21 protein-coding genes are annotated in these 20,709 nt (G+C 73.0%); 7 read left to right on the forward strand and 14 right to left on the reverse strand.

Annotation, left to right across the window (positions count from 1 at the left end; translation table 11 throughout):
- Window positions 1–13 precede the first annotated feature (13 nt).
- From ASG94_RS14610 to ASG94_RS14620, 3 genes are read right to left on the reverse strand one after another with little or no spacing between them, the layout of a single operon-like run.
- Window positions 14–1,474 carry a protein adenylyltransferase SelO gene (locus ASG94_RS14610; protein WP_056927301.1) on the reverse strand — a complete coding sequence of 487 codons (1,461 nt, stop codon included), beginning with the start codon at window positions 1,472–1,474 and terminating at the stop codon, window positions 14–16.
- Window positions 1,471–2,010 carry an RNA polymerase sigma factor gene (locus ASG94_RS14615; RefSeq protein ID WP_327152781.1) on the reverse strand — a complete coding sequence of 180 codons (540 nt, stop codon included), beginning with the start codon at window positions 2,008–2,010 and terminating at the stop codon, window positions 1,471–1,473. The genes ASG94_RS14610 and ASG94_RS14615 overlap by 4 nt, the downstream gene beginning before the upstream one ends.
- Window positions 1,998–2,597 carry a hypothetical protein gene (locus ASG94_RS14620; RefSeq protein WP_056927143.1) on the reverse strand — a complete coding sequence of 200 codons (600 nt, stop codon included), beginning with the start codon at window positions 2,595–2,597 and terminating at the stop codon, window positions 1,998–2,000. The genes ASG94_RS14615 and ASG94_RS14620 overlap by 13 nt, the downstream gene beginning before the upstream one ends.
- Window positions 2,598–2,775: 178 nt before the next feature.
- Here ASG94_RS14620 and ASG94_RS14625 point away from each other — a divergent pair, with 178 nt between their 5' ends.
- Complete coding sequence (locus ASG94_RS14625) at window positions 2,776–4,182, forward strand: DUF222 domain-containing protein (RefSeq protein WP_056927144.1); 1,407 nt, start codon at window positions 2,776–2,778, stop codon at window positions 4,180–4,182.
- Window positions 4,183–4,200: 18 nt separating this feature from the next.
- Here the strand turns inward: ASG94_RS14625 and ASG94_RS14630 are convergent, their stop codons facing one another.
- On the reverse strand, window positions 4,201–5,430 hold the full coding sequence (locus ASG94_RS14630; RefSeq protein WP_162260821.1) for a glycoside hydrolase domain-containing protein: 1,230 nt from the start codon (window positions 5,428–5,430) through the stop codon (window positions 4,201–4,203).
- Between the two features lie 292 nt (window positions 5,431–5,722).
- Between ASG94_RS14630 and ASG94_RS14635 the strand changes: the two genes are divergently transcribed.
- The 3 genes from ASG94_RS14635 to ASG94_RS14645 are packed head-to-tail and all read left to right on the forward strand — an operon-like array spanning window position 5,723 to window position 7,382.
- On the forward strand, window positions 5,723–6,232 hold the full coding sequence (locus ASG94_RS14635) for a SigE family RNA polymerase sigma factor (protein WP_056927146.1): 510 nt from the start codon (window positions 5,723–5,725) through the stop codon (window positions 6,230–6,232).
- Complete coding sequence (locus tag ASG94_RS14640; protein WP_156411587.1) at window positions 6,229–7,062, forward strand: hypothetical protein; 834 nt, start codon at window positions 6,229–6,231, stop codon at window positions 7,060–7,062. The genes ASG94_RS14635 and ASG94_RS14640 overlap by 4 nt, the downstream gene beginning before the upstream one ends.
- 41 nt (window positions 7,063–7,103) lie before the next feature.
- Window positions 7,104–7,382: a hypothetical protein gene (locus ASG94_RS14645; protein ID WP_056927148.1), complete on the forward strand. Its 279-nt coding sequence runs from the start codon at window positions 7,104–7,106 to the stop codon at window positions 7,380–7,382.
- A gap of 15 nt (window positions 7,383–7,397) precedes the next feature.
- On the opposite strand, the gene ASG94_RS14650 is transcribed toward ASG94_RS14645, so the two are convergent.
- The 8 genes from ASG94_RS14650 to ASG94_RS14685 are packed head-to-tail and all read right to left on the reverse strand — an operon-like array spanning window position 7,398 to window position 16,018.
- Complete coding sequence (locus ASG94_RS14650; protein WP_056927149.1) at window positions 7,398–8,546, reverse strand: acyl-CoA dehydrogenase family protein; 1,149 nt, start codon at window positions 8,544–8,546, stop codon at window positions 7,398–7,400.
- Complete coding sequence (locus tag ASG94_RS14655; RefSeq protein ID WP_082624198.1) at window positions 8,539–9,462, reverse strand: oxygenase MpaB family protein; 924 nt, start codon at window positions 9,460–9,462, stop codon at window positions 8,539–8,541. The genes ASG94_RS14650 and ASG94_RS14655 overlap by 8 nt, the downstream gene beginning before the upstream one ends.
- Complete coding sequence (locus ASG94_RS14660; RefSeq protein WP_056927150.1) at window positions 9,450–10,490, reverse strand: LLM class F420-dependent oxidoreductase; 1,041 nt, start codon at window positions 10,488–10,490, stop codon at window positions 9,450–9,452. Before ASG94_RS14660 ends, ASG94_RS14655 begins: the two co-directional genes overlap by 13 nt.
- A 57-nt stretch (window positions 10,491–10,547) precedes the next feature.
- The gene (locus ASG94_RS14665) at window positions 10,548–11,288 is read right to left on the reverse strand and encodes a YqjF family protein (RefSeq protein ID WP_082624199.1); all 741 of its coding nucleotides are present in this window, start codon (window positions 11,286–11,288) and stop codon (window positions 10,548–10,550) included.
- Window positions 11,285–13,033, reverse strand: a complete 1,749-nt coding sequence (locus tag ASG94_RS14670; RefSeq protein ID WP_235537278.1) for an ABC transporter ATP-binding protein — start codon at window positions 13,031–13,033, stop codon at window positions 11,285–11,287. Before ASG94_RS14670 ends, ASG94_RS14665 begins: the two co-directional genes overlap by 4 nt.
- Complete coding sequence (locus ASG94_RS14675) at window positions 13,030–14,745, reverse strand: ABC transporter ATP-binding protein (protein ID WP_056927153.1); 1,716 nt, start codon at window positions 14,743–14,745, stop codon at window positions 13,030–13,032. Before ASG94_RS14675 ends, ASG94_RS14670 begins: the two co-directional genes overlap by 4 nt.
- Before the next feature lie 51 nt (window positions 14,746–14,796).
- A complete protein-coding gene (locus tag ASG94_RS14680) occupies window positions 14,797–15,474 on the reverse strand; it encodes an alpha/beta hydrolase (protein ID WP_056927154.1) in 678 nt (225 codons plus the stop codon).
- Between the two features lies 1 nt (window position 15,475).
- Window positions 15,476–16,018, reverse strand: coding sequence for a YbaK/EbsC family protein (locus ASG94_RS14685; protein WP_056927155.1), 543 nt, complete (start codon window positions 16,016–16,018; stop codon window positions 15,476–15,478).
- A 77-nt stretch (window positions 16,019–16,095) separates the two neighbouring features.
- On the opposite strand from ASG94_RS14685, the gene ASG94_RS14690 reads away from it, so the two are divergent.
- The 3 genes from ASG94_RS14690 (at window position 16,096) to ASG94_RS14700 (ending at window position 19,007) form a co-directional block, all read left to right on the forward strand.
- The gene (locus ASG94_RS14690; RefSeq protein WP_056927156.1) at window positions 16,096–17,148 is read left to right on the forward strand and encodes a glycerophosphodiester phosphodiesterase family protein; all 1,053 of its coding nucleotides are present in this window, start codon (window positions 16,096–16,098) and stop codon (window positions 17,146–17,148) included.
- Between the two features lie 52 nt (window positions 17,149–17,200).
- The gene (locus ASG94_RS14695; protein WP_056927157.1) at window positions 17,201–17,824 is read left to right on the forward strand and encodes a hypothetical protein; all 624 of its coding nucleotides are present in this window, start codon (window positions 17,201–17,203) and stop codon (window positions 17,822–17,824) included.
- An 82-nt stretch (window positions 17,825–17,906) separates the two neighbouring features.
- Window positions 17,907–19,007 (forward strand): glycerophosphodiester phosphodiesterase, encoded by a 1,101-nt coding sequence (locus ASG94_RS14700; protein WP_056927158.1) that lies wholly within the window; start codon window positions 17,907–17,909, stop codon window positions 19,005–19,007.
- Window positions 19,008–19,009: 2 nt separating this feature from the next.
- Here the strand turns inward: ASG94_RS14700 and ASG94_RS14705 are convergent, their stop codons facing one another.
- Both ASG94_RS14705 and ASG94_RS14710 read right to left on the reverse strand, forming a co-directional pair.
- Window positions 19,010–19,306 carry a hypothetical protein gene (locus tag ASG94_RS14705; protein ID WP_056927159.1) on the reverse strand — a complete coding sequence of 99 codons (297 nt, stop codon included), beginning with the start codon at window positions 19,304–19,306 and terminating at the stop codon, window positions 19,010–19,012.
- A 10-nt stretch (window positions 19,307–19,316) separates the two neighbouring features.
- A complete protein-coding gene (locus ASG94_RS14710; RefSeq protein ID WP_056927160.1) occupies window positions 19,317–20,573 on the reverse strand; it encodes a PspC domain-containing protein in 1,257 nt (418 codons plus the stop codon).
- Between the last annotated feature and the right edge of the window lie 136 nt (window positions 20,574–20,709).

Genomic DNA, 20,709 nt, shown 5'->3' on the forward strand with positions numbered 1-20,709 from the left:
TCCCCGCGACCTGTCAGGTGCCGCAGAAGGTGCGGTAGCGGCCGAAGTCGTCGGGCGCCGGGGCGGCGTACCGCTCGAGCCCCGGCCGGGTCTCGTAGGGGGAGGTCACGACGTCGACGAGGCGCTCGAACGGTCCGAGGTCTCCGGCCACCGCCGCGTCCAGGGCCTCCTCGACGAGGTGGTTGCGCGGGACGTGGACCGGGTTGACGCGGTCCATGGCGTCCGGGTCCGGACCCGTCGCCAGCCACCGGGCGGACCAGTCGTCGACGTCGCGCAGGTCCAGGAAGAGCCCGCGGGCGGCATCGGCGTCGCCCCGGGCGGACGCGGCCAGCGCCCGGTAGAGCGACGTGTGGTCGACCTGGCTGCGTTCGGCCAGGACGAGGAGCTCGTCGACCAACGTCGTGGCGACGGCGTCGTCGAGCCCGGCGGGAAGTCCCAGCTTGGTGCGCATCGCCGCCGACCAGGCGGCGGAGTACTGCGGCCGGAACGCGCCCAGCGACTCGACCGCGAGCTCGACCGCACGGTCCTGGTCGTCGTCGATCAGGGGGAGCAGGGCCTCGGCGAGCCGGGCGAGGTTCCACTCGGCGACGACGGGCTGGTTGCCGTAGGAGTAGCGCCCGTCGTGGTCGATGGAGCTGTAGACCGTGGCGGGGTCGAAGGCGTCCAGGAAGGCACACGGGCCGTAGTCGATCGTCTCGCCCGAGATCGTCATGTTGTCGGTGTTCATGACCCCGTGGACGAAGCCGACCGACATCCAGGCGGCCACCAGTGACGCCTGGGCGGCGACCACGGCGTCGAACAGGGCCAGGTGAGGACGCGCGGCGCCGGCGGCCTGCGGGTGGTGGCGGGCGATCGCGTGGTCGGCGAGCCGGGTCAGCAGGGCGCGGTCGCCGGTGGCGGCGGCGTACTGGAAGCTCCCGACGCGCAGGTGGCTGCTGGCGACCCGGGTCAGCACCGCTCCGGGGAGCAGCTCGTCCCGGCGCACCCGGCGTCCGGTCGCCACAACGGCGAGCGACCGGGTCGTCGGGATGCCCAGGGCGTGCATCGCCTCGCTGACGACGTACTCGCGCAGCATCGGACCGACGGCCGCGAGACCGTCGCCGCCCCGGGCGAACGGCGTGCGGCCCGACCCCTTGAGGTGCAGGTCGCGCAGGCGGCCGTCGGCGTCGACGACCTCCCCGAGCAGCAGGGCCCGACCGTCGCCCAGGCGCGGGGAGTAGCCGCCGAACTGGTGTCCCGCGTAGGCCTGCGCGACCGGGGTGGCTCCGTCGGGGAGCGCGGTGCCGGTCAGCAGGCCGATCCCGTCCGGCGTGCGCAGCCAGTCGGGGTCGAGCCCCAGGTCGGCGGCCAGCCGGTCGTTGAGCACCAGCAGCTGCGGGTCCGGGGTGCCCTCGGCCTGCCAGGGGACGGACAGGTCGGCCAGCTCGCTGGCGAAGTGGCCGTGCAGGGCGATGCGGTCCGAGGTGACGCTCACGTCCCGAGCGTACGTCGGGCGGGGGCAGCGCACACCGGATCGGTCAGGGCCTCCTTGAGCGTCTGTCGGGCGGCGGCGTACCTGCCCCGTGCGGTCGACGGGTTGAGGCCGAGCAGCTCGGCTGCCTCGCCGATGGTGAAGCCGTCCCAATGGATCAGCATCACGAGCTCGCGGTGCCCGTCACCCAGCCGCAGCACGGCGTCCCGCACCGCGTTGGCATCGGCGAGGTCCGGCCTCGATGCGGCTGTGGCGAGATGATCGCGCAACCGGTCGGACAAGGCCGTACGCCGGCGGCGCGACCGCTCGTGGTTGGCCAGCACGTTGGCAGCGATCCTGAAGAGCCACATGCGCTGGCGCGTCGGATCGTCCGGCAGCGCTCCGTGGCGTCGCCAGGCCTGGAGCATGGTCTCCCCGAGGAGGTCGGCGGCGTCCTCCCTCACGCGGACGCGTCGCTCGAAGTAGGCCAACAGGTCTTCGGACGCTTCACGCAGTGCCGCCCGGAGAGCGGCGCGGGCATGCGCCGTCACAGGTCGCACCCGCTGCTGGTCGTGGTGACGGCGATGGCTCGGATGTCGAGCCCTTGGTCCTCCAGGGCCGTCCGCATGCGCTCCACGACCACGCGTGTCACGGCGGTGACCTCGAGGTCGTCACCCACCAGCCTGGCAGCGCGCTCGGCCGGATCGTCCTGGTCGGCCAGGACTCCATCCTCAGCGACTCGCCACTCCGCGATCGCGTCCTGCCGGTCGATCGCGGCGTAGTCGAGGTCCTCCAGGAAGGCCCGAGCGGCAGCAAGCGTCTCGTCCTGTTTTGTCCGACCGAAGGCGGTGCCGGACGGTTCGCCATCGCCCGGTGCCCGCGGGTCGGCCTGCACGGCGACCTGGCACGACTGCCCGGAGCTGGTGGTGAGCAGCGTCCAGCCCGGCAGGAGACCGGCGGCCGCGGCGACCGTGCCGAGCCCCAGGACGCTTGCCGCGACGCCGCCCGCGAGGGCGAGACGCAGGGGTGCAGGGCGTCGCTGTGCGGCTTCGCTCTCGAGGACCAGGTGCCGCAGCTCATCGCGGAGCCGAGACGTACGCGGGGTGACGGGCGCGGCGGCCGCGTCGAGCAGATCGTCGAGCTCCACAGCTGACTCCTTCTGTCCTGACTGATGTCACCCCGTACATGTCCGGCAGTGCCCGATGCGTCCGACGACTCCCGCATCTTCCACGAGGGCCGTCGTCCTCACGGCGAAGTGGAGGCCCTGTCCACAGGTCGACGTAGGACCGGCAACCGTTGTCGGTGGTCGGTGCTTGAGTGTTCTCATGCAGCTGGCCACCGACCTCCAGGAGCTGACCGAGGGAGCCCTCCTCGATCATGCCGAGGCCGTGTCGCGCACCCAGCGCGAGTGCGAGGTCCAGGTGTTGCGCATCGCGGTGCAGCACGCGATCATCAACAACCCTGCGCGTCTGGACCCCGAGCTCACGAGGCTTCCCGGCCGCGAGCGCGCCAAGCGGTTCGGAGGTGTCGGGACCCCCGACGTCGCGGAGTTCTGCTGTGCCGAGCTGGGCGCGCGGCTGGGCATCACCTCGTGGTCCGCGTTCTCGCTGATGGCCGACGCGCTCGACCTGGTGATCCGGCTGCCCCAGCTCTGGCGTCGCGTCGAGGCGCTCGAGGTCAAGGCGTCCTACGCCCGCTTCGTCGCCCGGCGCACCCGCGACCTCACCATCGAGCAGGCGGCGTACGTCGACTCGCGGGTCGCCGAGTCGGCCGACGGGCGTATCCCGTGGACGCGCTTCGAGGAGCTCGTCATCGGGGCCATCGCGGCGAGCGACCCCGAGGCCGCCGCCGCGCGCGAGAGGGAGCAGGCCAGGCGCCAGCTGGCCAACGCCACCCGGTCCACCGAGGACGGCATGCGCGGCTTCTACGTCCGGGCGCCCTTCCACGTCATCGCCCGGCTGGACGCGATCGTCGCTCACCTCGCGCGCATCCTGGCCGACCTCGGTGACACCGACTCCGAGGACCAGCGCCGGGTCAAGGCGGTCCTCGTCCTCACCGATCCGCAGCGCGCCGTCGAGCTCATGACGTCCTACGCCGCATGGTCCGACCGTCCGGCCGACTCTGACGGGTCCGACGCGTCCGCACGCACGGGGGCGCGCCCCGAGGTCGACTGGGACGCGCTCATGCCCACCGTGGTCCTGATGCTCCACCTCTACGCAGGTGGCGAGGAGACCGGCATCGTCCGCGTCGAGGGTCACGGGCCCGTGACCGAGGCCTGGCTGCGGACCCATCTCGGTGAGCACGCCAGGTTCACGGTGAGGCCGGTCCTGGACATCGCCGGCCAGGCCCCGGTCGACGCCTACGAGATTCCCGACCGACATCGGCAGGCCGTGCATCTCATGACGCCGGCCGACACCTTCCCCTGGGGGTCCAGCACCTCCCGCACCCAGCAGATCGACCACACCGTGCCCTTCCGGTGCGGCTCGGACGTACCCGCGGGGCAGTCGAGGGTGGGCAACTACGGCCCGATGACCCAGCACCACCACCGGATCAAGACCCACGGCGCGTGGCAGGTGCAGCAACCCTTCCCAGGCATCTACGTGTGGCGCGACCCGCACGGCGCGATGTACCTGGTCGATCACACCGGCACGCGCCGGATCGGGACGGACCAGGTCGGGGCGAGCCCGGCTGAGCTCCGGGTCAGCCGCGAGCTGCTCGGGCTCGCGGCCTGACCTGCTGCGTCGCGCTCGTCAGGTGAGGGCGTCCCAGACCTCGGGGGTGACCACGCCGGTGGCCGACAGCCCCGTCTTCCGCTGGAACGCCTTCACCGCACGGGCGGTCCCCTTGTCGACCACGCCGTCGATGCGCACCGGACGGCCGAGCGCTGCGGTGAGGGCGCGCTGGAGCCGGAGCACCGCGGACCCGGTGTCACCGACCTTGAGCAGCGGGTGGCTCCCGCGGGCCAGCAGGGCGGTCCAGGTGCTGCGGGTGAGGCGGCCGGTGTCGGGGAGGTCGAGCCTGCGCTGCGCCTTGCGGACCGCGGCGGCCGTGCGGGCGTCGTACCGGCCGGTGATCGGGGCCCTCGTGACGTGCTGGCGGCGCAGCAGGCACTGCGCGGCGCGGACCGCGTCGCCGCTGCGCCCGGTGCGGAGGGTGGGGTAGCGGCGCAGGTCGGCGTCGACGCCGCGGCACAGCGGCCGGCTGCGGGGCGCGACCGAGCCGCGGCCGACGTCGACCCAGTTGGCGTCGATGCTCATCGGGTAGCCGCCGAACGCCTGCACGACGTCGATCGCGTACTGGTGGACGCGGGCGTGGTCGTCCCACTCGCTGCTCAGCACCCGCTGGTCGGTGCGCACGTCGGAGCGGCCGTTGGCCCAGGCGAACCAGATGTCGTCGGGCATCGCGTAGGACCCGCGCGAGACCCGGTGGGCGAAGTCCAGGGACGTGATGGCGGCGCCGATGCTGGAGTAGACGCCCGAGCGGTAGCCCGAGGCGTGCAGGGCCCTGGTCCACCCGGACAGGAACGACAGAGCCGCCTGGCGGCAGTCGTCCGGGCCGATGTCGTAGTCCTCGAGGTCGTAGTAGAGCGTGCCGCCCCGGCCGATGCCGAGCGCGCCCGCGGTGCCCACCGCGGCCGCTGCCTCGGCGCGGCCCTGCTGCTCGGCGGTGGCCAGGTCGGACGACATGACCTCGGCGTACGCCGAGCAGGATGCCTGCGGCCCGACCCACAGCGGCAGCAGGTGCCAACCCTGGCGCTGCTGGGTGCTCACCCAGTCGGCGTCGAGCTCGGGCTGCTCGCAGAGTCGGTTGCTGCCGCCGACGTAGACACCGATGCCGGAGTACGGCGACGTCAGGCGCCACGCGTCCATCACCTCCTGCGCCGGGGCCGCGCAGGTGTCGAACGCGTAGCCGGTCAGCGAGCCGGGAGCGGCGCCGCCGCCCGCCTGTCCGGCGGCGTGCGCCGGCATCGGTGCCGTCATGGTCACCACTGCGCTCGCACACAGGGCGAGGGCGGCCAGGCAGCGTCGTGTACGGCGAGTGGTCCCCGAGAGTCGCATGGCGACGAGGATAGGGGGCGGAGCGCGTGCTCGCGGGGCGCACGGACGCGTATGCCGTAGCCCCCACCTGGATCCGTGGGCGATCCGACCGAACCGGTGCGCGTTCTCGAGGCGTTGAAGGGGTGCAGGAACGTATCCCACCAGCTGGCCGTAGCCACGCCGCGAGGGATGGCACATCATCGTGGTGGGACGTCTCGGTGGAAGGGATCGACCGATGACCGACGAGGAGGACTTCGCCGACTTCGTCGCCGCGCGCTGGACGTCCCTCTACCGCCTGGCCTACCTGCTGGCCGCGTCGCCGACGGGTGCGGAGGACCTCCTGCAGACCACGCTGGAGAAGGCCTACGTGCGCTGGGGGCGGATCAGTCGCATGGAGTACCCCGAGGCCTACGTGCGCCGCATGCTGGCCACGACCCTGGTCTCCAGCCGTCGCCGCGCCTGGACCCGCGAGCAGCCGAGCGAGCGGCTGCCGGAGACCCTGGGGGAGTCGGCCGAGCTCGAGGTGCTGGACCACTGCCTGCTCTGGCCACTGGTCTGCGCCCTCCCCGAAAGGCAACGTGCCGTGATCGTGCTGCGCTACTACGAGGGCCTGAGCGAGGCCCAGATCGCCGAGGCGCTCGGGTGCGCCAGGGGCACCGTGAAGTCCCAGTCGTCGGCGGCGGTCGGAGCCCTGCGCCGGGCCCTCGCGGCCGCCGGCGTGGGAGAGGGGGTGAGCACGTCATGAGTCTCGACGAGGACCTTCGGGCCACCTTCATGCGCGAGGCGGAGAGGCGGACTGCTCCGCCGCCCGACGTGGCAGGCATGATCAGTGGAGGTCGCGTACGCCGACGTCGCCGCAACGTCGTGCGGCTCGGGGCCGTGGCCGCCGCGACCGTGCTCGTGGGCTCGACGGCCTATGGCGTCCTGCAGGTCGACCTCACCGCCCCCGGGACCGATCAGGGACCCGCGAGCACGCCGAGCCCGGTCGTGGAGGAGCCGCCCGGGCTCGAGCCGGGGCGGCCGTACCGGATGGTCGTGGGCAGCCTCCGGTCCGGTCCCCTGATCGAGGCCGAGGTGACGGTCGACAGCGACCGCTGGGTGGACGGGGACTTCGCGCGGCTGGGGAACAGCACCGGCACCACCTGGGTCGGTTTCGGGGTCTACGAGCCCGTCAGGCTGGCCGCCGGCACGGGGTGCGTCGACGACCGGAGGATGGTGATGTCCGAGGACACGCCGGACGCGGTGGCCCGCCAGCTGGCGGGACTCCCGCGCAGCGAGGTCCTCCAGGCTCCCGCACGGACCGAGGCGTTCGGCCGCTCCGCCGTGCACCTGCGGATGAGGATCGACGCGGAGTGCCTCAACTGGTACCGGGTCGCCGAGACCGAGCGAGGGGCCCGGGGCATCACCTACACGGCTCCCGGCGTAGCCGCGCTCAACGTCATCATCGACTTCTGGGTGATGGGCGTGGACGGGACCCCGGTCATCGTCGACCAGTGGCGCAACGCCGACGCCCCGGCGGAGATCGTGTACGAGGCGACGCGGGCACGGGAGTCCGTCACCATCTTCGTCGACTAGCCCCGTCGCGGTCACTCAGGACGACGGGTAGCGTCACGAAGATGCCGGACGACCACACCACCGACGACATCGTGCACGAGTCCGCCCTGCAGCTCTGGGCGGCCGCGCAGACGGACTTCGATCCCTTCGAGGTGCCGCCCGAGGAGTGGGGCCCGAACGTCGTCCCCGTGCGTGACGCCGACATCGCCCACGACACCCATCTCGACCTGGCAGTCGTGCGCGAGTCGATCGGGCGGCTGGAGGGCTCTCGCCTCGTTGCGGAGCGGGAGGGGTCCGATGTCGTGGTCACCCGGACCGTCCCGGACGACGTGCCGCTCTGAGGCCTCCGCTGAGGACTACAGGCCCAGCATCCGGCCGATGATCTCCTTCTGGATCTCGGTCGTCCCGCCGTAGATGGTCTGGATCCGCGAGTCGGTGTAGGCCTTGGAGATCGGGTACTCGTTCATGTAGCCGTACCCGCCGTGCAGCTGCACGCCCGCGTCCACGACCCGCTTCTGCAGCTCGGTCGTCCACCACTTCGCCATCGAGGCGAGCGAGGTGTCGACGGTCCCGGCGTTGAGCCGCAGCACGCAGTCGTTGACGAAGACCCGCGCGATGTGGGCCTCGGTCGCCATCTCGGCCAGCACGAACCGGTTGTGCTGGAACGCCCCGATCGGCTTGCCGAACGCCTTGCGCTCCTTGGCGTAGGCCAGGCAGAGCTCCAGCACGTGCTCGATCGCGGCCACCGCGATGCAGGCGATGGAGATGCGCTCCTGCGGCAGGTTCTCCATGAGCGAGACGAAGCCCGAACCGGGGGCGCCGAGCAGGTTGGCCTTGGGGACGCGCACGTCGGTGAAGGAGAGCTCGGCGGTGTCCTGCGCGTGCAGGCCCATCTTGTCGAGGTTGCGCCCGCGCTCGAAGCCCTCCATCCCGCGCTCGACCACGAGCAGGCTGATGCCCTGGTGGCCCGCGTCCGGATCGGTGCGGCAGACCACGATCACCAGGTCGGACAGGATGCCGTTGCTGATGAACGTCTTGGACCCGTTGAGCACGTAGTGGTCGCCCGCGTCGACCGCCGTCGTCCGGATGCCCTGCGGGTCCGAGCCCGCGCCCGGCTCGGTCATCGCGATCGCCGAGACGATCTCACCCGAGACGAGCCCGGGCAGCCAGCGCTGCTTCTGCTCCTCGGTCCCGAGGGAGGAGATGTAGGGGACGATGATGTCGGTGTGCACGGCGAAGCCCGGTCCGGACGCCCCGACCCGGGCGGCCTCCTCGGCCAGCACCATGTTGTAGCGGAAGTCGCGGATCCCCGGCCCGCCGTACTCCTCCGCGACGTCGAAGCACAGCAGCCCGGCCTCGCCGGCCTTGCGCCACACATCCCGGTCGACGACGCCGTCGGCCTCCCACTTCTCGTGGTACGGCGCGACCTCGCGCTCCATGAAGGTGCGGACGGTGGCGCGGAAGTCCTCGTGCTCCTGCTCGAGGATCGACGGGCGCTCAGGCATGGGTGCTCCTTGCAGGGGTGGTGTCGCGGGCGTTGAGGGCGTCGAGCATGGACAGCGGCCCGAGGTCGGCGAGTCGGTGCCCGCCCGGGTAGGTCGAGGCCCGGTGCAGGAGCGGCTCGGTGCGCGGCGGTGCGAGGCGCAGCAGCCGGGCGCGGGCCCGCAGGCCGCGGCGTACGAGGCGCACGAACCGGGCCGGCTGGGCCGGCAGCCCGAGCGCGACCCGCAGCGGCTCGTCCATCAGGGCGATGGTGACCCGACGGACGAGGGGGCGCAGCGGCGGCGGCGCGACGGTGCGGGCGATGTCGATGCTGGCCTCGGCCAGGGCGGTGTTGGCCGGGTCCTGCGCGAAGCGGGCCCGCTCGAAGTCGACGAGCAGCGCCAGGTAGCCGTCGTACGTCGTCGGCAGGTCCTTGAGGCCCATCAGCTCGCCGAAGCGCGTCGTCACCCGGGTGATCGCGATGAGCTCGTGCGGGTCGAGCGGGCGCCAGCCGTACTGGGAGATCCAGCGCACCGGGCCGACGATGGTGGTCGCCAGGACGTAGGCGTACTCCTCGTCGGGGATGTCGTAGTGGCCGTGGATCCGGTTGAGGCGGCGGACGGCGGCGTGCCCGCGCTCGCTGTCGATCCCCTCGATCGTGGCCTCCTGGCCGATGAGGATCGTGTCGTCGTAGCGCTTGACCCCGTGGTGCTCGAACTCGCCGGTGCGGTGCAGCACCCGGGAGATCGACGGCACCCCGTAGTCGCGCATGAACGCGATCCCGGTGCCCTGCGAGTAGTCCCACGGGAACTCGTGGCGGGCGGTGAGGCCGAGGATCTCGTCGGCGTCCCGCTCGGGGTCGAGGGCCCGGATGCGCCGGAGGTTGTCGTAGCGACGCGGATGCGCGATCCGCGTCGCCAGGGGGCTCAGGAGACCCATTCCTTCACCTGCGCGATGGTCGCGGCGGGGTCCTCGGTGGCCGGGGTGAGCGACAGGTTGGTGACCCCCGCCTCCCGGAAGGCGGCGATCCGCTCCTGGACGTACGACGCGGGGCCGACGAGGTTGGCCGCCTCGAGCCACTCGGTGGGGATGAGGGCCTCGGCCTCCTTCTTCTTCCCCGAGAGGTAGAGGTCCTGGATCTCCGCGGCCTCCTTCTCGTAGCCGTAGGAGCGGGCGACGTCGTTGTAGAAGTTCTTGCCCCGGGCGCCCATGCCCCCGACGTACAGCGCGAAGGTGGGGCGGGCGAGGTCGAGCAGCGCCTTGGTCTCCGGGCCCTCGCCGATGGCGACCATGCCGCCGGCGTTGATCTCGAGCGGACCCAGGTCGGACGACCGCTTGGCCCTGCCGGCCGCGAGCGCGTCGCCCCACACCAGGTGCGCCTTCTCGGGGTGGAACAGGATCGGGATCCACCCGTCGGCGATCTCGGCGGCCTGCTCGACGCTCTTGGGGCCGAGGCCGGCGATGTAGATCGGGATGGTGTCGCGGTCGGGGTGGGTGAGGATCTTGAGCGCCTTGCCGAGGCCGGTGACCGCGCCGTCCTCCTTGGTCAGCGGCAGCTTGATGATGCCGTCGTTGGTCAGCGGCTCGCGCTTGAGCCCGCGGCGCACGATGTCGATGACCTCGGCGGTGCGGCCCAGCGGCTTGGAGTAGGGGACGCCGTGGAAGCCCTCGATGACCTGGGGCCCGCTTGCCCCGAGGCCGAGGATCGCGCGGCCGCCGGAGACGTTGTCGAGCCCGGCCGCGGTCTGCAGCAGCGCGCCGGGGGTGCGGGAGTAGATGTTGAGGATCGCCGAGCCGATCTCGACGGTCTCAGTCTTGGCCGCGAGGTAGCCCATCAGCGTGGGGGAGTCGAAGCCGTAGGCCTCCGCGACCCAGACGGTGTCGAGGCCCGCCTTCTCGAGCGCGCTGACCTGGTCGGCGGCCTCGCGCGGGTTCCCGGCGTACATCAACGGCATGGAGAGCTTCATGGACCCAACTGTGACACCGTTACTGTCACAATCGCAAGGAGGTCGCGCCGGTGTCCGTCAGCGACGCAGCCGCGGACCGAAGACCACGTCGACGCCGGGCGAGAACATCACGTGGTCCGGTCCGCGGGCGGCCAGGTCGCCGAAGCCGGCCGCGCCCAGCAGCTCGTCGTCCAGCGCGTCCAGCACGGCGTGGTGCAGCGGCCACGTGGGGTGCTCGTTGGGCCAGTAGCGGGTGCGCCCGGCCCGGTCGGAGAGGTGCAACCCCCAGCGGGCGGTGAGGAAGTGCTCCAGCGGGCCGGCCTCGAGGAGCTCGCCGACGCTCACCGAGATGCGCGAGCGGGCACCCCGTGGTCCGGGCCAGCGACGCCGGCAGGTGTAGGTGACGTGGGTGCCGGAGCGGTGCCGGTCCATCCGCGACCACAGGTAGGGCAGCCCCGGGCCCCACCGGGCGGCGAGCACGGGCGCGAGCCGCGACGCGTCGAGGCTGACGAAGACGACGCCCCGCCGACCCTGCTCGTCGACCGAGTAGAGCCGGACGTTGGTCTCGTGGAACGACCCGACGTACGGCAGCCCGGGACCGCCGAGGAGCCCGATGCCCTGCATCCAGAAGGGGATCAGCCCGACGTACGACGACCCGTCGAGGGTGTCCGGTCGGGTGCCGGCCGGGAGGTACGGCTGCACCCGCTCCGGCGGGACCGCCCAGTGCAGGAACGCCAGCTCCGACCACCGCTGGGTGAAGACCGTGCGTCCGGCGGGCCGGGGCGCGAGCGGGGTGATCGGCTCGGGCTCCACGCTCATCCCTTCCCGTGCCAGGACTCCCACAGCGCGGCGTACGAGCCGCCGGCGGCGACCAGCTCGTCGTGCGAGCCGAACTCGGAGATGACGCCATCCTCCACCACGGCCACCCGGTCGGCGTCGTGCGCCGAGAAGAGCCGGTGCGCGATCGCGATGACCGTGCGCCCGTGGAGCACGGCGGCCAGCGACCGCTCGAGGTGCCGGGCGGCGCGCGGGTCGATGAGCGAGGTCGCCTCGTCCAGGACCAGCGTGTGCGGGTCGGCGAGCACCAGGCGCCCCAGCGCGACCTGCTGGGCCTGGGCGGCGGTGAGCGCACGGCCCCCGGAGCCGACGACCGTGTCGAGCCCCGACGGCAGTGCCTCGACCCACTCCAGCGCGTCGACGGCGTCCAGCGCCTCGCTGATCGCCTCGTCGGAGGCGCCGGGGCGGGCGAGCACCAGGTTCTCCCGGAGCGTGCCGACGAAGACGTGGTGCTCCTGGGTCACCAGCGCCACGTGCCCGCGCAGGTCGTCCAGCGGCAGCTCGACGAGCCCGACGTCGCCGACCGTCACCCGGCCGGTGCGCGGCGGGTGGATGCCGGCGAGGAGCCGACCGAGCGTCGACTTGCCGGCCCCGGACGGCCCGACCATGGCGATCCGCTCGCCGACCCCGACGTCGAGGTCGACGCCGTGCAGCACGTCGCGCCCCTCGACGTAGGAGAACCGGACGTCCTGCGCCTCGAGCTTCTCGCTGGTCGGGCGTGCGCCCGAGACCGAGCGGTCGTCGGGGACGTGTGCGACTCCGAGCAGTCGGGCGAGGGAGGCGGCGCCGAGCTGGAGCTCGTCGAGGATCGAGACCAGCCGGTCGACCGGGTCGATGAGCATCTGCACGTAGAGCGTCGCCGTGGTCACCTCGGCCAGCGACACCGAGCCCCGGGTGTAGAGCCAGCCGCCGAAGAGCAGCGTGCCGACGACCGGCAGCAGGTAGGCCAGCTCCATGCTCGGGAAGAACACGGTGCGCAACCGCAGCGTGTACTTCTCGGCGTCGTACGACGCGGCGCAGTCGGCGTCGCCGGTCTCCACCCGCCGGCGCCCGAGGCCCAGCGCCTCGACGGTGCGGGCGCCCTCGACGGTCTCCGAGAGCGTGGTGGTGATCTGGGAGTACGACGCCGTCTCACGCAGGTAGCCGTCCTTGGCGCGGGCGAGGTACCACCGCAGGCCGGTGACGAGCGGCGGGAGCGCGAGCAGGCAGGGCAGGAACACCCACCAGCCGACGCTGAGCGCGGCGGCGAAGGTCAGCACGGCCGTGACGACGGCGATCGTCCACTCCGGCAGCGCCCAGCGCACCGACCAGCCGAGCCGGTCGATGTCGCTGCTGGTGCGGGTCAGCAGGTCCCCGGAGCCGGCCGCCTCGACCGTGCCGACAGGCAGGGCGAGGGTGTTCTTGACGAAGTCCTCGCGCAGCTCGGCCAGCACCAGCTCGCCCATCACCTGCGAGCGGTAGCGGGCGAAGCGGGTCAGCACCGACTGGGCGAGCAGGAAGACCGCCAGCAGGACGGCGATCCGGTCGACGTGGTCGACGGTGGTGCCGTCCTCGACGGACTGCACCAGGTCGCCGAGGAGCTGGGGCGCGGCGAGCGCCGACAGCGCAGCGAGCACGTGCAGGCCGAGCGCCGACCACAGCAGCACCGGGTGCCGCTGCGCGACCTGGGCGACGTAGCGGCGCACCGCGCGGCCGTCGGCCACGGGGAGCTTCGTGGTCACGCTCACGACGCCGCCACCTCCACGTCACGCACGACGACGGCGCGGTAGGCGGGGTCGGAGGCGAGCAGGTCGGCGTGCGTCCCGACGGCCACGACGCGACCGTCGACGAGGAAGGCGACCTCGTCCACCGCGTCCAGCAGCAGCGGGCTCACCGTGGTGACCACGGTGGTGCGCCCGGCCCGGTGGGCGCGCAGGCGGGCCGCGATCCGCGCCTCGGTGTGGGCGTCGACCGCGCTGGTCGGCTCCACCAGCACCAGCACCTCCGGGTCGGCCGCGAGGGCACGGGCCAGCACCAGGCGCTGGCGCTGGCCGCCGGAGAAGCTGCGGCCGCGCTCGGTGACGACCGAGTCGAGGCCCTCCGGCAGTGCCTCGAGGATGTCCTCGGCGGAGGCCGTATGGACGGCCCGCGCCACGTCGCCGCCGCCGCGCTCGTCGAGGCGGTCCCCGAGCCGGCCGGCGAAGAGCGCGGCCCCGGTGTCGGAGACGAGGACGCGCTCGCGCACGTCCGCCTGGCGCAGCGAGGTGAGAGGGACCCCGCCGAGCGTGACGTCGTCGTCGGGCTCGGTCGAGGCGAGGCCGAGGCGGTCGGCCAGCACGGCCGAGTCGTCCGGACGCTCGCACACGATGGCGGTGAGCAGGCCGGGCCGGACCCGCAGCCCGGAGCGGACGTCGTACAGCTCGGAGCCGGGAGGCGGTACGTCGGCGGGGGAGGCGGGCTCGACGAGGTCGGGCTCGAGGGCCAGCACCTTGCAGATCCGGCGCGAGGAGACGAGGCCGCGGATGAGCTTGTTGGCGAACTCGGTGGCGGTGCGCAGCGGCAGCATGAGGAACGCCGCGTAGCCGTAGAACGCGACGAGCTCGCCGGCCGAGATCTCGCCCGCGACCGCCGAGCGGGCGCCGAGCCAGACCACGAGGACCACGAAGGTGCCGGGCAGGAGGACCTGCAGCGCGTCGAGCACCGACTGGAGCTTGGCGACCTCGACCGCCGCGGTGCGGGTGGCCTGCGACTCGCGGCGGTAGCGGTCGAGGAAGACCTGCTCGCCGCCGATGCCGCGCAGCACGCGCAGGCCACCGACGATGTCGGTGCCGGTGTTGGACAGCTCGCTGCGCATCTGGCGCTCGCGCGCGCTGCGGGCCTGGAGCGGGCGGAGCAGCGGACCCAGGACGAGCATCAGCAGCGGGACGCCGATGAGGACCACGAGGCCGAGCTGCACCGAGGTGCTCAGCAGGATCGCGGACACCAGCAGGAAGGACACGATCGCGCCGGCGAAGCGGGCGGTCACGTCCATCACGTTGCCGACGTGGTCGAGGTCTCCGGTGCCGATGGCGATGACCTCGCCGGTGCTCACCTTGCGCGGCAGCGCCCCGCCGAGGCGGACGGTCTGGCGGGTCACGAGCTGGACGACGCGGTACGACGCGGTCAGCCAGTTGGTGACCGCGAAGCGGTGCCGCATGATCCCGGTGACGGCCTGCAGCAGGCCGATGACGAGCATGACCCCGGCCCACAGCACCAGCTGCTGCTGGTCCTTGGCGGCGACCCCGCGGTCGATCGCGAGGCCCAGGACGGCGGGCAGCACGGCCTGGCAGGACATCCACACGATCCCGAAGCCCATGCCCCCCAGCAGGGTGCGCCACTGGCCCCTCGCGAGCCACCACAGGAACAGGCGCGGCGAGCGGTGGTCGGCGGTGCCGGGGTCGAGGACAGGGAGGTCACGCACTCGCCCCAACCTACGTTTGTGGAGGGCCCGCGGACGAATCCTTTTCGGCGCTCAGGCCTCGGTGAAGGCCTCGCCCGCGAGGACCGCCGTCACGGCCGCGGAGGTGGGCTCGGTGCCGAGCAGCGTGGCGCCCACGAACTCGGCGGCGTACCGCTCGAACGTGCGGCCGTGGCGCAGCATCGCGTGCCGTCCGCCCGGTACGGCGACGAAGCCCACGCGGGCGGTGGCCGAGAGCCGACGGGCGACCGCGGCGGCGCGCTCGGGGGAGGCGACCCGGTCGTCGGTGCCGTGCACGAACAGGACCTGCCGGCCCGACAGGTCCACGCCGTCGCTGGGGTAGAGCCACGGGTTGAGGGCGACCGCGCTGCGCACGCCGGGACGATCGGCGGCGAGCAGCGCCGCCCGGCCGCCGAGCGAGTGGCCGACCAGCGCCGTCGGCAACGGGCCGAGGGACCGCGCCACCTCGTCCAGCGCCCACGCGACGTCCATCACCGGTGTGGTCGAGGAGTCCCAGCCGCGGTGGGAGTTGAGCAGCCGGTAGACCGCCAGGCGCCGACCTCCCGCGCGGGCGATCCGCGCCGCCACCGGGACCATCCGCAGCACCGACAGCTGGGTGGGGCTGACCATCGCCTGCTCGGTCCGGCTGGCGCCGCCGTGCAGGACCAGGACCACGCCCTCGGGCTCGCGCGGCACGTGGGTGGCGACCAGCCGGGCTCGCGTCGTCGCCACGTCAGCGGCCCAGCCCGGGCACGACCTCGACGCCGGGCAGCTCCCCGAGGGCGCTGCCGGGCACGAGCAGCTTGGAGCGGCGTACGCCGGAGCCCAGGATCACCACCGGCTCGCCCAGCAGCCGCTCGTCGACGAGCACCCGCCACGGGTCCGGCAGCCCGACGGGCGTGATGCCGCCGTGCTCCATCCCCGACTCCTCCACGGCCCGCTCCATCGCCAGGAACGTCGCCTTGCGGACGTCGAGCAGTCCACGGACCAGGGTGTTGACGTCAGCGCGGGTGTCGGCGCGCACGACGCAGGCGGCGGTGCGTTCCTCGCCGGTACGCCGTCCCGTCACGACCACACAGTTGCCCGACGCGGCCAGGGGCAGGTCGTACGCGGCGGTCATCGCCGCCGTGTCGGCAAGGTCCGGGTCGATTCCCACGACCGCCACCTGTCCCGCGGCGGGCCAGGACGCCAGGGCGGCCGCCACGGGCGGGGCGACCAGGTCGAGGTGGTCGAGCACGGGCAGGGAGTCCAGTCGCGGGAAGCTCGGCAGCGTCACCGGACCATCATGTGCCATTCACCCTGAGGTCGTGCCCGCGTCCCGCCGCCGCCTCGTCGCCCCCGGACGCTGGGGCCATGACCGTGCTGGACGTCACCCGGCCCGTCCTCGACCGGACCTCCAGCCTGGTGCTGACGCCCGCGGTCGTGGCCCACCGCGGCGCGAGCGGGCACCGGCCCGAGCACACGCTGGAGGCCTACCGGACCGCGATCCGGATGGGGGCCGACGACATCGAGCTCGACCTCGTGATCACCCGCGACGGCGTGCTCGTCGTGCGCCACGACGCGGAGCTGAGTCGCACCACGGACGTGGCGGACCATCCCGGGCTGGCCCACCTCCGCACCACCCGCACGATCGACGGCGTGGAGACGACCGGCTGGTTCGTCGAGGACCTCACGCTCGCCCAGCTCAAGACCCTCGCCGCACGCGAGCGGATGCGGGGCACCCGCTCGGCCAACACCGCCTGGGACGGCCTCGAGGGGGTGCCCACCTTCACCGAGGTGCTCGCCATGGTCGGGGCCGAGTCCGTGCGCCGCGGGCGCGCGGTCGGGGTGATGGTCGAGCTCAAGCACGCGGCCCACTTCGAGTCCGTCGGCCTGACCCTGGACGTGCCGCTGCTGTCGGACCTCGGCCGCCACGGGCTCGACCACCCCTGGGCGCGGGTCACGCTGATGTCCTTCGAGACGACCGTGCTGCGCCGGCTGGCCGGTCGCACCCGGCTGCCCGTCGTGCAGCTGCTCGACCGCGGTCACCGCCGGCCCGCCGACCTGGCGGCCGCCGGCGACCCCACGACGTACGCCGACCTGGCCTCCCCCGAGGGGCTGGCCCGCATCGACGACTACGCCGACGGCATCGGGGCCCACCGGGAGCTCGTCCTGCCCCGCGACGCGGCGGGTGCGATCGGGGAGCCCTCCTCGCTGGTCCGCGACGCGCACCGGGCCTGGCTCACCGTGCACGTCTGGACGTTGCGCGCGGAGAACCGCTTCCTGCCGGCCAACCTGCGCCGCGGCCCCGCTCCCGACGCCCACGGCGACATGGCCGGCGAGGTGCGGGCCCTGCTCGACGCCGGGGTCGACGGCATCATCACCGACCACCCCGGGGTGGCCCTGCGCGCCGCCCGGGGGTACTAGACAAGGCGTGCCATTCCGCACCGCTCCTCGCCGGGCGTAGCGTCGAGAGCCTGTGAGGAACACCCTCGTCCAGGAGGTCGTCATGCACGTGCGCAGGCTCGCCGCACCAGCCGCCGTCCTCCTCGCAGCGACCCTGGTCGCCGCACCGGCGGCCACGGCGGACCAGGTGGTGAACGACCACTACGCGTTCACCGACAGCCACATCGAGCAGGAGGAGCACGGGGACGACTTCTGCGGCGGGACCGTGGAGTTCCCAGTCCGCTACGACCTCTCCGTCGAGGGCTTCTTCCACGGCATGCGTCGAGGTGACGGCCTGGTCTACTTCGCTGACACGTTCCGGGTGGTCGAGTCCTACACGAACGTGCTCGACGGCGCGTCCCTCACCCACCTGAGGGTCGGTCGCCGTGCCGACATCTCGATCGTGGACAACGGGGACGGGACGCTCACGATCACGTCCAGGTTCACCGGCCGCACCCACGTCATCGGACCGGACGGCGACGTCCTGTTCCGCGACGTCGGCCAGGTCCAGGAGTCGATCATCGTGGCCCACGGCGGCACCCTGGACAACCCCGACGACGACGTGTTCGTGGAGTACCTCGGCGAGAGCAAGCGGGTCGGCCGCTGGGACACCGAGGGCAGGGACTTCTGCACGGACGTGGTGGAGCTCCTGGGCTGATCGTCAGGTGTGACCGGACGCGTCACCTGACGTTCACCGCGCGCTCGGCGCCCGGCCGCTCGCGCCCGCTTGGCTCCGTGACATGACCTCTCGGAAGACCACCCGGGCCGCCGCCGTCGCGCTGACCGCCGCCGCCACGTTCCTCGTCCCCACGCTGCTCCTCCCGTCCGCCGCGCAGGCGGGCCCGAGCACCGACCTGGCCGCCGACCCGGTGGTCATCGGCCACCGCGGCGCCTCCGGCTACCGCCCCGAGCACACCCTCGCGTCCTACGAGCTCGCGATCCGGCAGGGCGCCGACTACATCGAGCCGGACCTCGTCTCGACCGAGGACGGCGTCCTGGTCGCCCGCCACGAGAACGAGATCAGCGGCACCACCGACGTCGCCGACCACCCCGAGTTCGCGGACCGCCGGACCACCAAGGTCATCGACGGCCGACCGGTGACCGGCTGGTTCACCGAGGACTTCACCTACCAGGAGCTGCGGACCCTGCGCGCCGTCGAGCGGCTCCCCGACGTGCGGCCGGACAACACGGCGTACGACGGCGAGTACCGGATCCCGACGCTCGACGAGGTCCTCAAGCTGGCCCGCCGCGAGGGGGTGGGGGTCTACCCCGAGACCAAGCACCCATCCTACTTCGACTCGATCGGCCTCTCCCTCGAGGAGCCGCTCGTTGCCGCGCTTGCCAAGCGGAAGCTGGACGACGCCGACGACGAGGTGATCATCCAGTCCTTCGAGGTCTCCAACCTCCGCGAGCTCGACACGATGGTCGACGTCGACCTCGCCCAGCTCGTCGACGGGTCCGGCGGACCGGCCGACCTGCCGGGCACGACGTACGCCTCGATGGTCACCGCCGCCGGGCTGCGGGCGATCGCGACGTACGCCGACGGCGTCGGGGCCGCGAAGAACTGGGTGCTGCCCCGTGACGCGAGCGGAGCCACGGGCGCACCCTCGGCCGTGGTCGACGACGCCCACGCCGCCGGCCTGGTCGTCCACGTCTGGACGCTGCGCCGCGAGAACCAGTTCATGGCCAGCAACTTCCGCGTCGGCACCGACCCGAACGCGCCCGGCGACCTGTACGCCGAGTCCCGGGCGTTCCTCGACGCCGGGGTCGACGGACTCTTCTCCGACAACCCCGACGTCGCGGCGCGGGCCTTGGCCGACTGGCTCGCCGAGCAGGGCTGAGGTCAGTACCTGGCGCTCCCTCGGCGGCGGCCGGTCAGCACGACCGCGAGCAGGCCGGCCACGCCGGCCGCCAGCCAGGGGAGCGGCATCAGCCAGCGCAGGTCGTCCGAGCCGATGGCGCCGGACTCGAAGAGCAGCCAGATCGCCGTCAGGCCCAGGAACGCGACCCCCATCACCAGGTGCCCGACGCTGACCGGGTGCCGACCGGTGGTGTCGCGGTCGGGCTCGGCGGGCGAGGGCGACCCGTAGGTCACCGGGTCGATCCCGTCGTAGGTCTCGTCGTAGGTCTCGTCGTTCATCGTCTCGTCCTCACTGCTCGCGCACGGTGACCTGGCCCATGCCCAGGTCGACCTCGATGGTCATGTCGGGGACCTCGTCGCCGCCGTCGACGAAGCCGTCGCGCTGCACGTCGAGGCCGCCGCTCTCCTGCCCGAGGACGTCGACGTTGCCGACCCCGGCCGAGGCGTCGACGGTGACGTCCATGCCCTGTGGCACGACGACCTCGATGGAGCCGACCCCGCCGTCGAGGGAGATGCGGCGACCGTCGAGGTCCTCGACGTCGGTGACGTCGGAGAGGTCCAGCGTCAGCTCGCCGGTCCCGAGGTCGTAGCTGTCGCGCACCTCGGCCGGGGTGGTGGGCGAGTAGGCGAGCCGGGTGCCCTCCCAGTCGTCGGACGCCGTCGCCCCGAGGGTGGCGACCGCGGCGAGCAGCCCGACCAGGATCAGGCCGCCCGCGCGGCCCCAGAAGGCGCCGAGGACCAGCATCAGGCCCGTGATCCCCAACGCCAGCGCCGGGTAGCCCGCGTCCGGCACGTCGGTGCCGGCCGCGTCCACGACCCCCAGGGTGCCGACGCCGATCGCGATGAGGGCCAGGGTCGCCCAGAAGAGGATCGGGCCGCGCTTGCGCGGGTTGCGGGGGCGGACGTACGCCGCCGGGTCGTAGCCCGGCCCGGTCTGCGTGAAGCCCTCGTACGTCGAGCCGGTGAACGTCGAGCCCGTGTACGCCGAGCCCGTGTACGCCGCTGCTGGGTAAGCGGCCGCGGGGGCCGTGACGGGGGCGGGCGGGACGCCGTGCCGCTGCTGGTTGCGGTTGAGGAACCACAGCACGACCAGCGCCACGCCGACGACCGGCCACGGGAACCAGAAGGCGCCCGCCCAGTCGCCGAGCGCGGCCAGGGCGGCCAGCACACCGGCACCGAGCAGCGCGACCCTGCGGCTGCGCTCGTCGAGGCCGAGGGGCTGGTCGGCGGAGCCCTCCTCGGGCACCAGCAGCCAGCCGGCGGCGTACAGGAGCAGGCCCGAGCCGCCGAAGAAGACCAGCACCACGAGCGCGACGCGCACGATGATCGGGTCGATGTCGAGGTGGCGGGCCAGGCCGCCGGCGACACCGGCCACGTGGCGGTCGTGCACCGAGCGACGCAGCCGGCCCAGGTCGCGCATCTGCTCGCTGCTCACGCGGGGACCGCCGGTGAGCGGCGGCTGCTCCGGGGACGGGGAGGCCTGGTCCGTCGGTTGGTCCGTCGGCGGGTCCGGCGTCGGGTCCGGTGGGGGAGTGGTCGTGTCCATGGCTCCAGCGTGGGTGCTTCGTCGTCGTCGGACCATCGGTGAGGACCCTGGTCCGTGCTGGTGCCTGCGGGGTCGCACCTCAGGGTCGAGCCGGGGTCGTGCCTCATGGGAAGAGCGGTCCTGGCCTGCGACGATG

This window comes from Nocardioides sp. Soil805, assembly GCF_001429625.1.
Classification (GTDB): Bacteria; Actinomycetota; Actinomycetes; order Propionibacteriales; family Nocardioidaceae; genus Nocardioides.